The organism is Sphingomonas sp. P3_C5, assembly GCF_056402635.1.
Genome location: NZ_JBFUHA010000001.1, coordinates 1,091,041 through 1,104,286, shown reverse-complemented (window position 1 = coordinate 1,104,286; position 13,246 = coordinate 1,091,041). Strand labels below are relative to the sequence as shown.

The 13,246-nt window shown below is 64.2% G+C and carries 13 protein-coding genes; 8 read left to right on the top strand and 5 right to left on the bottom strand.

Annotated elements, in window-relative coordinates; genetic code table 11:
• The first annotated feature begins 91 nt into the window (after positions 1 to 91).
• From AC1DVS_RS05295 to AC1DVS_RS05280, 4 genes are read left to right on the top strand one after another with little or no spacing between them, the layout of a single operon-like run.
• Complete coding sequence (locus tag AC1DVS_RS05295) at positions 92 to 430, top strand: hypothetical protein (protein ID WP_478020869.1); 339 nt, start codon at positions 92 to 94, stop codon at positions 428 to 430.
• Positions 417 to 1,652 (top strand): NRAMP family divalent metal transporter, encoded by a 1,236-nt coding sequence (locus tag AC1DVS_RS05290; RefSeq protein ID WP_478020867.1) that lies wholly within the window; start codon positions 417 to 419, stop codon positions 1,650 to 1,652. Before AC1DVS_RS05295 ends, AC1DVS_RS05290 begins: the two co-directional genes overlap by 14 nt.
• Positions 1,649 to 2,002 (top strand): PRC-barrel domain-containing protein, encoded by a 354-nt coding sequence (locus AC1DVS_RS05285; protein WP_478020865.1) that lies wholly within the window; start codon positions 1,649 to 1,651, stop codon positions 2,000 to 2,002. The genes AC1DVS_RS05290 and AC1DVS_RS05285 overlap by 4 nt, the downstream gene beginning before the upstream one ends.
• Positions 2,002 to 2,232, top strand: coding sequence for a PRC-barrel domain-containing protein (locus AC1DVS_RS05280; protein ID WP_478020863.1), 231 nt, complete (start codon positions 2,002 to 2,004; stop codon positions 2,230 to 2,232). The genes AC1DVS_RS05285 and AC1DVS_RS05280 overlap by 1 nt, the downstream gene beginning before the upstream one ends.
• 305 nt (positions 2,233 to 2,537) lie before the next feature.
• On the opposite strand, the gene galA is transcribed toward AC1DVS_RS05280, so the two are convergent.
• The 3 genes from galA to AC1DVS_RS05265 form a co-directional block, all read right to left on the bottom strand.
• Positions 2,538 to 5,060 carry a beta-galactosidase GalA gene (galA, locus tag AC1DVS_RS05275; RefSeq protein ID WP_478020862.1) on the bottom strand — a complete coding sequence of 841 codons (2,523 nt, stop codon included), beginning with the start codon at positions 5,058 to 5,060 and terminating at the stop codon, positions 2,538 to 2,540.
• 261 nt (positions 5,061 to 5,321) lie between these two features.
• Complete coding sequence (locus tag AC1DVS_RS05270; protein WP_478020861.1) at positions 5,322 to 6,002, bottom strand: hypothetical protein; 681 nt, start codon at positions 6,000 to 6,002, stop codon at positions 5,322 to 5,324.
• Positions 6,003 to 6,175: 173 nt separating this feature from the next.
• Entirely contained in the window at positions 6,176 to 7,303 is a 1,128-nt protein-coding gene (locus AC1DVS_RS05265; protein WP_478020860.1) for a citrate synthase, read from the bottom strand.
• A 76-nt stretch (positions 7,304 to 7,379) separates the two neighbouring features.
• Here AC1DVS_RS05265 and AC1DVS_RS05260 point away from each other — a divergent pair, with 76 nt between their 5' ends.
• The 3 genes from AC1DVS_RS05260 (at position 7,380) to AC1DVS_RS05250 (ending at position 10,782) form a co-directional block, all read left to right on the top strand.
• On the top strand, positions 7,380 to 8,462 hold the full coding sequence (locus AC1DVS_RS05260; protein ID WP_478020858.1) for a citrate synthase/methylcitrate synthase: 1,083 nt from the start codon (positions 7,380 to 7,382) through the stop codon (positions 8,460 to 8,462).
• Positions 8,463 to 8,576: 114 nt separating this feature from the next.
• Complete coding sequence (locus AC1DVS_RS05255) at positions 8,577 to 9,110, top strand: response regulator (protein ID WP_478020856.1); 534 nt, start codon at positions 8,577 to 8,579, stop codon at positions 9,108 to 9,110.
• A 931-nt stretch (positions 9,111 to 10,041) separates the two neighbouring features.
• Positions 10,042 to 10,782, top strand: a complete 741-nt coding sequence (locus tag AC1DVS_RS05250; protein WP_478020854.1) for a DUF6445 family protein — start codon at positions 10,042 to 10,044, stop codon at positions 10,780 to 10,782.
• 89 nt (positions 10,783 to 10,871) lie between these two features.
• Here the strand turns inward: AC1DVS_RS05250 and AC1DVS_RS05245 are convergent, their stop codons facing one another.
• A complete protein-coding gene (locus AC1DVS_RS05245) occupies positions 10,872 to 11,324 on the bottom strand; it encodes a putative quinol monooxygenase (RefSeq protein WP_478020852.1) in 453 nt (150 codons plus the stop codon).
• 185 nt (positions 11,325 to 11,509) lie between these two features.
• Between AC1DVS_RS05245 and AC1DVS_RS05240 the strand changes: the two genes are divergently transcribed.
• Entirely contained in the window at positions 11,510 to 12,547 is a 1,038-nt protein-coding gene (locus tag AC1DVS_RS05240) for a hypothetical protein (protein WP_478020851.1), read from the top strand.
• A gap of 5 nt (positions 12,548 to 12,552) precedes the next feature.
• Here the strand turns inward: AC1DVS_RS05240 and AC1DVS_RS05235 are convergent, their stop codons facing one another.
• Entirely contained in the window at positions 12,553 to 13,209 is a 657-nt protein-coding gene (locus AC1DVS_RS05235; RefSeq protein WP_478020849.1) for an energy transducer TonB, read from the bottom strand.
• Positions 13,210 to 13,246 lie beyond the last annotated feature (37 nt).

Sequence of the window (13,246 nt, the reverse complement as noted above, 5' to 3'; positions counted from 1 at the left end):
GCGCAGACCGGCGGGGCACCGGCAATGCACGGGTGTTCAAAAGCAGGGCGGGCATCTCGGAACGGCGGTGTATCGACTGCGTTGTTCTCGGATGGCTGGCCGATCCTTATGCCTGTTCTTGCCGTTGACCCTCGCCGGCTGCGGGGGTGGGGGCGCTGAGCTGGCGGCGGTGAAGAGTGCGCATTCGCTGCTGGCGGAATGGGCTGCGGTCGAGGGGATGGCGGCGGCGGGGCGGGTGCCCGCGACGTACGCCGACGAGATGCGGCAAGAGGCGAGGCAGGGGCTCGCTTCCGATCGCCCGGCGCTGAAGAACCGAGACGCGACGGCGGCTGTTGATGCCGTGCTCTCGGCCTCGGCTGTGAGCGAGCCGCAGCTGAAATCCGCCGCCGACATGCTCGACGCGATCGAGAAAAGCCTTGAAGATCGCTGAACTTTCGCTCGGCATATTGACGGCCGTTGGCGGCTTCGTCGATGTCAGCGAGCTGGTCTTCATGCCCCAGGCGGGGTCGCGCTTCGGCTATGCGCTGGTCTGGCTGGTGGTGCTGGCGACGATCATCATCATCGTGTTCGGCGAGATGAGCGGGCGCACCGCCGCGATCGGCAAGCAACCCTTGTTCAACCTGATGCGCCACCGGCTCGGCCTCTCGTTCGGCCTGATCGTGCTGATCGCATCGCTGATCGCGAACACGATCATCTGCGCAGCGGAGATCGGCGGGGTCGCGCTGATCCTCCAGCTGGTCAGCGGCCTGCCCTTCCGGCTGATGGCGATCGCGGCGACACTCACCTTCGCCGCCTCGATCTGGCTGCTGCCGTTCAAATGGATCGAGCGCTGCTACGGCCTGCTCGGCCTTTTCATGATCATCTTCCTGGTGGCCATCGTCGCGATCCATCCGCCCTGGCACGCGATCGCGGGCGGGCTCGTGCCGCAAGTCCCCGCGGGGCTTTCGCATATCGACCTGATCGCCTTCAGCTATTTCGCGGTCGCGCTGCTGAGCGCAGTCACCTTCCCTTACGAGACCTGCTTCTATTCTTCGGGCGGGATCGAGGAGGATTGGGGGCCGAAGGACCTGGCCGTCAATCGCGTGACGACCATAGTCGGCTTCGGGCTCGGCTCGCTGCTCGCGCTGGCGCTGATGGCAGGCGGCGCGCAGCTGTTCGGCCCGGCGGGCATCTCGCCGGAAATGCCGGGGACAGTCGCACTGCTGGCGGCAGTGCCGTTCGGCAAGACGGGACTGCTGCTCGCGCTCGCCGGCATGTTCTTCGCCATTGCGGGGGCCGCGATCGAGACCTGCCTCGCCAATGCCTATAGCGTGGGGCAGTTCTTCGGCTGGCGCTGGGGGCGCAGCCAGGCACCGCGCGAGGCGCCGCGCTTTACGCTCTCCTGGCTCGCCTTCTTCGCGGCGGCGCTGGCGATCGTCATGACCGGCGCCGAACCAGTCCAGCTCGCCGAATTTGCCGTGGTCGCCTCGGTTCTGGTGCTGCCCTTCACCTATCTGCCGCTGCTGCTGATCGCCGGCGACCGCCAGCTGATGGGCGAGCATGTGAATGGCATGGTCTCGAGGACTCTGGGCTGGGGCTTCTTCGTCCTGATCTGCATCGCCGCCCTGGCCGCTTTGCCCCTGTTCGTCCTGACGCGTGGAGGGCAGCTGTGAAGGCGACCGACCGGATCGGGCTGATCGGCGAGGTGCGCGATCTCCAGATCATCGACGTGGACGGCTGCAATTGCGGCATCGTCGATGATGTCGAGCTGGATGGCGAGCCGGGCGGTGAGCTGGTGATCGCGGCGGTTCTGGTCGGGCCGGGGGCTTATGCTTCGCGGCTGCCGCGCTGGGCGATGTGGCTGGTTCGGCGCGTTGCGGGCGGTGGCTGTGTGCGCGTGCCGTGGGGCGAGGTGGAGAGCATCACGAGCGTGCTGTGTCTGCGGTGTCGGGCGGATGAGCTGGGGCTTGCCCGGGGCGAGGTGGCAGCGGCGCGGCTGTTGCCTCGGGTTGGAGGTGCCTGATGCGGTTGGGCGATCTTTGTGGTGCCAGGGTTGAGTCCGAAACGGGCGAAGCCATTGGGCGTGTGTCCGAGGTTCATGCCGAGCGGGGGCGGGTTGTTGCGCTTGGGGTTGGGGCTGGGAGCTTTTTGTCGCGGCTGTTTGGTGGGGGGCGTGGGCGGCGGGTTGGCTGGGATGAGGTGGTTGCGGTTGAGGATGGGAGGGTTGTCGTCAGGGGGCGTGGGGGTTCCTAGACGAGATTGCAGGATCGAAACCTGTGAGCCCCTCCCCTTAGGCTACTGGATTCACACATATTGCTGGCGCCGTTCTTCCCCTCTCCTCTTAGGAGAGGGGCAAGCTGCGCAGCAGCGCGGGGTGAGGTTGATGGCGAGGCGCTCGTTCCTACCAGTCACCCTCACCCTTCCCGCCGCTACGCGGCGGGCCCAGTGTTGGGTCGGCCATGCCCCCGGCATGGCCTGAACAGCGCGGGGCGCTGTTCACCCAACACTCCTCTCCCGCTGGGAGAGGGCGAAGTCTGGCAACCGTCCCCCCGCCTTCTTCAGACCAAGGGCACCGCCGGGCGGAGCTTTGCGCTTTGGGCTCGCAGGAGCAGCTTCGCGGGTGCCAAGGGGGTGGCGAACGGGGAGGCTTCCACGGCTTCGATCATGATCGGGCCGCTGCGCTTGCCGGACTGGATGATGAGCTGCGCCAGGCCGTTGAACAGCGAGCGTTCGGAGCCCTTGTCGCTTTCCAGGCAGTTCGGATCGCCATTGCCGACACCGATCAGCTTGCCCGCGCCGGAGACCCTGAAGCGCAGCTTGTGGTTCGCGGTCGGGACCGGGCGGCCCTTCGCGTCGAGTGCCTCGACCCGCACCATGGCGACGTCTTCGCCGTCGGCATCGATCGAGGTGCGATCAGCGGTCATGCGGAGCGAGTGGGCGGGGCCAGTCGTTTCGTGCCGCTCGGTCAGCACCACGCGGCCGCCGCGCCTGCCGCGGGCTTCGATGACGCCGGGCTGATAGACCGCTTTCCAGGCGAGATGGCCGAGATGCGGCACGCGCTGCACGCCGAGGCTCTTGCCGTTGACGAGCAGTTCGACCTCATCGAGGTTCGAATAGACCCAGATCGCGATCTCCTCGCCTTCGCGGCCCGACCAGTTCCAGTGCGGGAAGAGGTGAAGGCTCGGCTGGGTGCGCCACCACGCCTTGTAATAATAGAAATAATCCTTCGGGAAGCCGCACATGTCGACGATGCCGAACTGGGAGTTGATCGACGGCCAGCCATAGGGCGTGGGCTCGCCGCGATAATCGAAGCCGGTCCAGGCGAAGCCGCCGGCGAGCCATTCGCGCGAGCCGTAGATGCTCCACCATTGCTCAGGCGTTTCGCCCCAGGGCACGACGCCGTCATAGCTGCTGATGGTGTTGCGCGCCTTGTCGCTGGAATATTCGCCGCGCGTGGAAATCGCGCTCGACGTCTCCGATCCGTAGACCGGGCGGGTCGGATGCTTCTTGTGGAAATCGTCCGGGAATTTCGAATTGTAATTGAAGCCGATGATGTCGAGCGGATCCGACACGCCCTGCTCGTTGGTGCCGTTGACCGCCGCGGAAACGACGCGGGTTGGATCGAGCGCGTGGCAGTGCTTCACCATGGTCGCCGCGATCGCAGCGCCCTGCTTGGCCATCTCGCCCGATTGTAGCAGCCATTCCTCATTGCCGATCGACCAGATGATGATCGACGGCGAGTTGCGATGGCGCTTCACCATCAGCTCGAGCTCCATCAACCCTTCGGGGTTGGAGCTCATCTGGCGCGTTTCGCACATCATCATCACGCCGGCGCGGTCACACGCCTCGACCCATTCGGGCGTCGGCATATTGTGCGAGGTGCGCACCGCGTTGCAGCCCATTTCCTGCAGCACCGACAGGCGGAAGGCGTGCAGCTGGTCCGGCAGGGCGGCGCCGACGCCGGCATGATCGTGATGGTTGCAGGTGCCCTGGATCTTCACCGACTTGCCGTTGAGGAAGAAGCCCTTGTCCGCATCGAAGCGCGCGCTGCGCACGCCGAACGACACGCGCTCGGCATCGCGCAGCGCGCCGCCGCTCAGCACCTTCACGACGGCAGAGTAGAGATAGGGCTGGCCCGGCCCCCAAAGCTGGGCGGCGGCGATGGTCGCGGCGGCGGAGAAATCGGCCGAGGCGCCGGGGGCGATCTCCCGGGCGGGCGCGGTCGCCGTCGCGACGGTGTGGCCGTCAGCGTCGAGGATCGTCCACTCGATCGCGGCTTCGGCGGGCTGATCGCTTTCATTTTGAACGACCGTGGCGAGATCGACCTTTGCCCCGCCGTCGGCCGGTGCGGCGCGGACGACGCTGTCCCATTTGCCGATATGGAGCGGATCATGCTTGGTCAGCCAGACATGGCGATACAGCCCGGCGCCTTCGTAGAACCAGCCATCGCCAAAGCTCGCATCGAGCCGCACGACGACGACATTCTTGGCGCCATAGGCAAGGAAATCGGTGACGTCGAAGCGGAAGGGCGCATAGCCATTGTCGTTGCGGCCGATGAAGCTGCCATTGACGAAGACGACCGCATCGCGGAGCGCGCCGTCGAACTCGATCCAGATGCGGCGGCCGCGATCGCTCTCCGGGATTTCGAAGACCCGCCGATACCAGCCGATGCTGGTTTCGGGATAGCGGCGGCCGAGCGGCTTGTAGCCGTGCGAGCGAGTCTTGCTTTCGCCTTCACCGCCCTCATCATTGACGAAGGGGAGCTCAACCGCCCAGTCATGCGGCAGATCGACCGCGCGCCAGCCGCTATCGTCAAAGGCGTGCTTGGAGATCTTGAAGTCGCCGGTCTTGGCGAAATCCCCCTGCCCCGCGCCGAAGCCGAAATCCTTGGCGGGATCAGTGCCGTGCCCGAAGGCGAACCGCCAGCCGAAGTCGAACAGCAGTTCCTCGCGGGGGAGCGTGCCTGTGTTCAGGCGGGCGGCTGCGTCCAGCGGCTTTGCGAGGGCGGTGCGCGGGAGCATCGTGGCGGCGGTGAGCGCCAGGCCGGAGGTTACCATTTTGCGGCGGGTTAGGTCGTTCATGGGAAACTCCTGACGTGGGAAGCTTGATAGCAGTTCGCGTAGCAGGACCCGCGTGGGAGCGTGGGGCCAGACATCCTCGGGCGCTGCTTCGGCCGGGGTGCACCCCCGGCCCGCATCGCTCGCGCCAGTGATCTGATATGTCAGACATAATGGCAAGTCGATCTTGCTTGGGCTTGGGGGTTTTGTCCAAGCTTCTTCATGCCGGTTTCCCCTTTTGCGTGCGCGGCGGCGGCGCGGGGTGCCACGGTTGCGCGTGTCACCCTAGGGAATCGGGGCGTAGACGGGGGCGTAGATAATGGCGCAGCCAGACCGCGGGGCAGAGGAGGGCGAGGTCGTCCCGGGGAATAGCGGCCCGGGCTCTGACGGGGGCAGAGGCTCGGGCGCGGGGTCCGGCTCGGGCGGCGGCTCGGGCGGTGGCGCTGGCTTGGGGTCCGGCTCGGGCGGCGGCTCCGGCTTTGGCGGGGACTCCGGCACGGCGGCCTCTGGCGGTGGGCGGCGGAGCGGCACCAGCGTCGACGTGTACGCGTCGGCACGGGCGAGCGCCTTTTCGATCATCTCCTTGGCGGTGGGATCGCTCTTAACCTCCTCACGGATTTGCCATTTCCTCGGCTGGCGCACGCGGAGCCAGTGCAGTGCAGCGTTGGGATCGGGCGGGAAATGGTGCGTGTAGGTGGCGTAGACCGGCTTATCGTCGCCTACATGCTTGAAAACCTTGGTGCGCTCGACGCTGCACCCGACGGCTCGGGAATAGAGCGCGCGCTCGACCCGGGCGTCGGCATGTTCCTTGCCGACCACCACCGCCTCGGCGAATTCCTCATGGGTGTTGCGCCAGCGATAGATGGTGCGGACGCACACCTCGAAATGCTCGGCCAGCTCCTCGTCGGTGGCGCCGAGCTGGCACATCCTGCGGGCTTGCTCCACGAATTCTGGTTTGTAGATCATGGCGCTGTGGATAGCGCGGGTGCGGTTGGGGTTGAATCAAGGTGGGCGCGGGCAAAATGTCAGTAGGGTTCTGACTGTTTTGGTGGGATCAGATTTTTAAAAATTACCATTATAAATCAGTAGTATATGTATTAGATATGTGCACTGTCACCGGAATCCCGGAGCATCGGCGGCTATGGCAGCGGCCCGACGTACCGAGCTCGCGGGCGAATAAGGCCACCCGAGCGCACCTGCTCGATCGCATGGGCCAGCCAACCCACGGTGCGAGCTGCCGCGAAGAGGCGGATCGCAGCGTCCAGCGGCAAATCCTGCACGATGACAAGCGCTGCTGTGGCGAAGTCTACGTTCGGCTCGTGACCTGTTTCCGCAACCACCACACTGCGCAACTCCGCGAGCTCGTCGGTCAACGTGATGGCATCGAGCAATGCCGCCGCACGCGGATCAATGCCAATATAAAGTGGGTGACCGAACCCCGGTAACGTGCGGCCCTCCGCCAATCTTCGGCGCACCAGTGCCGCAGCGCCCTCGGTCCCGGCTTCGCGCGCGAACCCTAGCGCTGCCGTCGCGGCTGCCCCGTGCAGCGGTCCGGTAAGGGCGGAGAGCCCGGCCATCAGGCAGGCAGCAAGCGGTGCACCGGTCGAGGCAGTCACGCGGGCCGCGAAGGTGGATGCGTTCAGCTCATGGTCTGCCATCAGCACCAACGCTCGCCGTATTGCATCCTCCGCCGCCGGTCGCTCCCAGGCACGCGCGAAGCCTTGGTGGACCGTGTCCGCAGACGCTGCTCCGAGCGCGCGGGACATGACCCCGACGAGCCCGACCGCTTCCCCCAGGAGCGAGCCCTCGACCCGCCCGTACGAGGGCCGGGCCCCCGGAATGAGCGCGGCGAGGTGCGCGAACGCATCGGTCAGCCCTGAACCAGGCGGCGCGTCCGACGACAGAGGACGCGCTCCGAGCAGCAGTTCTGCCGCCTCCTCCAGTCCGGCGGTCCCGGCAAACTCGACGGCGTCCCGACCTCGGTAGAGAAGCCGGCCATGGGCGACGGTGGAGATGGCTGTCTCGAGGACCGGCTCACCCCAGGAGATTGAGCCGCTCGCCACCGCGCTGCGGGACCGGCCGCGCCCGCGCCGGGCGGCGAGCGACGCCACGTCGTCAGCACTGTAAAGGCTCCGCCTGGGATCTGAAGGGTCAGGCAAAGCCGCGATCCGCCCGCGACTGACATAGGCATAAAGCGACTGCGCGCGGATGCCGAGCCGGTCGAGCGCTACGCTACGCGGAATCCACTGGGCCACATGACATCCCATAGTTGATTATATTGATCAAGATTGACGAGGATAGCCGTGAAGGCGACCTGCCGTCTACCGAATCACGGAGATTGGAATGGCGGACGGACTGGAAGGCGTGGTCGCGGCGGAAACCCGGCTGTCCATGGTCGACGGCGCAGCCGGACGGCTGGTGATCCGTGGATATGACGTAGAGAGCATGGCAGAAGGGCCTCCGTTCGAGACCCTGCTCCACCTCCTCTGGACGGGACTCATTCCTGATCTGCCCACTGCACCAGAGCTTGGCGGCATGCTCGGCCAGGCGCGGGCGGCGGTATTCGAGAGGCTTGCGCCTCGCATGCCCTCCGTTGCGGACCTCGCCCCCATGGACGCGCTGCGAGCGCTCATAGCGCAACTGCCGGATGGAGATGATCTGGGCACGGCGCTCCAACTCGTCGCGGCGCTCGCCGTGCTGACACCGGCCATGGCGCGAGCCCTGGACGGCGGCCATCCGGTAGCGCCGGATCCGGCGGCGGACCACGCCACCGATATGCTCGCCATGCTCGGCCAAAGTCCCGACGAGGGCCGCGCCCGCGCGCTCGCCGCCTACCTCGCAGTTGTGAGCGATCATGGGCTAAACGCCTCCACGTTCGCCGCTCGCGTTGTCGCCTCCACCCGCGCCGGGCTTACCTCGGCGGTGACCGCCGGCCTCTGCGCACTGAAAGGGCCGCTTCACGGCGGAGCGCCGGGCCCCGTCATCGACATGCTCGACGCGATCGGGAGCGCGGACCGGGCCGAGAGCTGGCTTGAGGAGGCGCTCGACCGCGGCGAGCGGCTGATGGGCTTCGGACATCGCATCTATCGGGTGCGCGACCCCAGGGCGGACACCCTGAAGCGGGTGATCACGACGCGCCTGCGCGCGGGGTCGAGCGACCGGTTCGACCTCGCCCGCGCCGTTGAGACCGCGGCACTCGGTGCACTCCGGCGGCGCAAGCCCGACCGCCCGCTCGACGTCAATGTCGAGTTTTATACGGCGCTGCTGCTCGAGGCGCTTGGTTTTCCGCGCGAAACCTTCACCTGCGTGTTTGCAGCAGGCCGGGTGGCGGGATGGGTAGCCCATGCCGCCGAACAGGTGGCTGGCGGACGCCTTATCCGACCGCAATCGCGCTACATTGGACCGATGCCCAGCAAGGCCGCCTAGCCTCAACGGCCTAAGAGCCGCATGACCCAGATGCAGTCGTTCGGCGCGACTTGAGCGCTCCCCAAAACCGGACATTCGTTCAGGTGCTGCTAACGGCCGGGACTGGGCATTACGGTGTGCATTTATTCCGGCAAGTGGGAGAATAAACTGCACGCGGCTAAGCAATTAAATGAGCCGTCACCGCAATTGCTGTCGCCGCAATTCCCAGTCCGTCCGGCAACGGGCTCGCTTGATCGATCGCATCGCCGAGGGGGCGCCAATCGCGGGAACTTCCGCGACGAAAGCTGGTTCGGCGCGGTGGTGAGTGTGCGTACCGTTCTTGTGCTCGAGGATGAGCCTCTGATCCGCCGGGCGACGGCGGAGATACTCGCTGACGCGGGGCATAATGTCCTGCAGGCCCAGTCTGGGGTCGAAGCGCTCGCCCGTCTGAACGAGCACGCCGTCGACGTGATCGTGGCGGACATCAACCTTCCAGGAAAGCTGACCGGACTGGAGCTGGGGATGCTCGCGCTGTTGGCGGTTCCCCGGCTCAGGCTTGTGGTGACGTCCGGCGGCAACGCTCCTGAGGGCTCGCAGATGCCACCGAACAGTGTGTTCCTGGCAAAGCCGTACCGGCCCCATGAGATCTGCGAGGCTGTGGAAGCGTAAGCCTCACTCCCGAAGCTTCTATTCGCCGCATCCGAATGGCGCCGTGGCGACGACGAATCTGTAGCGGCGTGAGAACCATTGCCGCGTGATCATCACCGGAACACGATCCTCCGTCACCGGGCCGATCAGCACCTTCAGATTGGCGGGGCATCCGTAAAGCTGAGTGCGCGCATCATTGGTTCTCCTGACCGGATCTGTACAATGTTCTGTACAGATAGGAAATGTCAGTGGACCCTCATGACATTTCCAACAGGCGATGATGGCCACCCGTCGCTGTACCGCATGTCTCGCCGCACAGCCTCACTGTCACAGACCCCGATGGGCATGACATAATTCTCCAACGCCGACGCTCGTTTTCCCGGCTTTCCCCTCGTGAAAGCCCGTCTTCACGCCGAAACCAGCGCCGAATTATGTCACACTCTCCAACATTCCCGCTACGGGTTCGCGCTCTTGATTCAACCGGTGCCGCAAGTCGGCCATAGCGACATGGCGTACCGTCAGAAGCGGCCGCTTTGCTCTTTCACATGACCGGAATTCTCGCCAGCGCGCGTCGCCCGCGAGGAAAGGGCCGCACCCTCACAGGCGCGACCCCTTCGGTTCAGCACCGGCTTTACGGTACCACCTGCAATGCCAGCTAACCACGCCGGGTCGGCGAGGCCGGTTTGCCAACGCAATGCAGGCGGCTGCCAACCGGCGGGGCTTTTGGTTGCGGTGGCAGTGCATTTAATTGCTCACTCAACCAGAGATCAAGGTCAGATTACCTTAGGAAGATCAATCTTGTGACAGTATCAATTGGACATCAACACGTCCGGAAACCCCCAATTGTATCCGCCCATCTCTTACCGCCAGACGGGGACGAGTTGCAGTCAAGCTGACAGCGCAGACCGGTGGTTGACGTTGCACATTGATGGCAATAGGCGGTCCGGGATAGTTGGTTCTGCGCTTGTGGGGCAGCGGACTGATCTGGAGGCCGACGGGCGGGGCGGACGGGCTCGAAAAGGCGGACGACATCGAACCACATTTGCTCCATGTCGGACACGAAAAAGTGCCCGTCCTGATTGTCGACAACTATGTCGCCGACCTTGACGCGATCGTCAGTCGCGCGCGCGCGCTGTCTCCCTACCCGCAAGCCACTGGCCCATATCCGGGTGAGCGCCATTTCATCACGCCAGGCGACAGCCTGATGGCTGATTACATCGGTCCCATGCTGAACACCCTGGCACCCATTATCAGCGATGCATTCGAGGCAGAGATTCTGGGGGCCACATCGGCAGCCCTCTCAAGGGTAACGACGCGCCCCGAAAAGCTCACAAGGTATCAGAGCCATCCGCATTTTGATGACACCAGCGGCAAGATGATCGCCATTTTGCACTATTTGACCGCCACCATGGGCACTGCCCTCTACCGCCATCGCGCCACTGGACTGGAGCGAATAACCGAAGACAAGCGCGACTATTATTTAGCGTCGATAGCGCATCTTGGGGCCCGCGAAAGTTACATGTGCGGATCAAATGACGAATATGAAATGACTGCCGCAATCACCGGGCACCGCGGCAGAATTGCCGTTTACCCAAGCAATGCTCTTCATTCGGGAATGATTCCTCCAGATCACTTCACGGATCTGGGGTGCCCGGAACGACTGACTACGAACATCTTCATTCGCCTTGTATAGACCTCGCGGGGGATCAGCGTCTTTGCTTGCGGCTCGGACTGCGATGGGTGGCGAGTGATGGCCAGGCCGCTTACTGTTTCAACAAGGTGTCAGATGCACGTGACAGCACCGCCCGCGAGACCTTTCGATTTCGCGCAGAGCATGATCGCATGGGTCGGGACGAGCTGGAGTGACTTCACCATTTTCTCAGTCGATGTCTTGTATTTGAGAAAGTGCGGCGAGCGGATATGCGCCTCGTACGCGGCTCGGCTGGCATAGACCTCAAGCAGCCGGATTTGAGTCGGATCGTCGGCATATTGGACAGAATGGAGCATCAGGACGCCCGGCTCCAACCGGACGGAGGCCTCCTGTTCTTCGGCAAGGATAGCTTTGTAGGCTTCGAGCTGAGCACCGTCGATCGTGATAATGGCAAGGCGGACCATGATGTCGGACCGGGCCGGCGCTGGTTTTGAGCCGGCCCTGGCGGCCGAGAGGCTGACGGCGCCCACCAGGACCGCTGCACCGAGCGCAACGGCAAGCCTTGTCATCAACTTCGTCGGCATGTTCGCATCCTCTTTGTCGAGATCGAAATCCTCCCGAGCTTATCAGCTTGGCGCCACGACGCATCCCTGGAGGGCCGCGGCTGAACTCGGGGGTTACGTTCAAACGAGCGCTTAAGCGGCTTGCCAGCGGCCCGGGTTTCACGCCTATAATCCGCCAATATATAAGCGGATAGGAGGATCATCCCGTGCGATTCCAGACGAAGCTGTTCGCGCTGATGCTCCTGATAGCGCCCCCCGCTCTCGCGTCCGCATCGCCAGGCCGGATCGGCAACGCAGTGATGCAATTGCGGTTCGAGAGACCTGGTGATCCAGGCAGCTATCGTGGAACACGCTTTGACTGGAGCGGGATGGTCCGCAGTCTGCGGGTGCGGGGTCATGAAGTCTATGGCCCCTGGTACGACCGCGTCGATCCCAAGATCTACAACAATGTGCAGCTGACTCGCCCCGATGGGACGGGAGAGGTGGTCACCGGCATTGCCAGCAGTGGCCAGGGGCCAGCGGAGGAGTTTGCAACCGACGACAAAGCGCTGGGCTTCGACGCGGCTGCGCCTGGCGGTTTGTTCCTGAAGATCGGCGTCGGCGTGCTGCGCCGCCCCGACGTCGAACCCTATGATCGCTACCGCGCCTATGAGATCGTCGATGGCGGCCGGTGGACCACGAAAATCGCCAAGGGCGCTGTCATATTTCGCCAGGTCCTGGCCAACCGGGCGACCGGATATGGCTATGAGTACACCAAGACGATGCAGATCATGGGTGATCGACCCGTGCTCGTGATCCGTCACCTGCTCCGCAACACAGGCACGAAGCCGCTCGTCACGAGCGTCTATGATCACAATTTTTTTGCGACCGGCAGGCCCATAGACTCAGGGTACAAATTCGTCGCGCCGTGGCCGATTGCGGCTGAATCGATAAGCCGGCCCGATCTGGTGCGGGTCAAAGGCAATGACCTCGACATTCTTCGCCCCTTCGCACCGACCGACATGATTGCCGTGTGGCTCAAAGGTTTCAACGCCACGCCGCGCGATTATAGTTTTCGGGTCGAGGATGCCCGCACCGGGCTCGGCTATTCAGTTCAGGGGGACCGCCCGCTCGACCGCGTCATGCTGTGGTCGATCTGGACGAACGTGACCGTGGAGAGCTTCATCCGCTTGCAGGCGGACCCTGGGAAGGAAGAGCGCTGGAGCTACACCTACACCTATTCCGCGCCCGAATTGCGGAGATAGTGATTTTATTTAGGCGGTAATATTCTTTGGGGGTTGTCGTCCGCTACCACCACCTTGTCGTCCGGCCCGGTTTGCGCCGTGAACATTACGCTGAATGACTGCACGGATGGCACCGGCTTGCCGTCTTCATCCAGCGCCGGCTTGAAATGTACCGTCTTCAGCGCTGTAGTGCACAGCAGCTTGTCGAGCGCATTGGCCGCTTCCTTTCCCACGTGGTTGTCGCATGCCACCGCATTGCCGGTCGCGTCGACCGTCAGAACAGCTGAGTGCACTTCGTAGGTGGCTGCGCCCTGGGGCATGCGGGAAACCGCGAGCACCAGATCCGAGATCGCCGGATATTCGAGCTTCTCCCGCGGATTGATGTAGACATTCTCCACGGTCACGATGCCATAGGCAGGCTTGCCGGACCGGTCGGCCCCGGGGCTGTAACGCGACGTCATGAAAGCGGCGCACGACGCGTCGTCAAAGGCGCGATCACCGCTTTCCTGAAGCACGTCGCACCGCAAGGCCTTGCCGGTTGGGGAGACCGTAAGCTTCGCCCGCACGACGCGGCCGGCGCTTTTTCGCACCTCCCGCGAGACCTCGGGCTTTCGCAAGCTTGTCGCTACCGGGACCCTTGGCCCGAGCTGAGCGACTTCGGCGGCCAATAGCGCAATGAACATGATTCACTCCTGTTGCCAGCAGGTTAGCTGGAGCGAG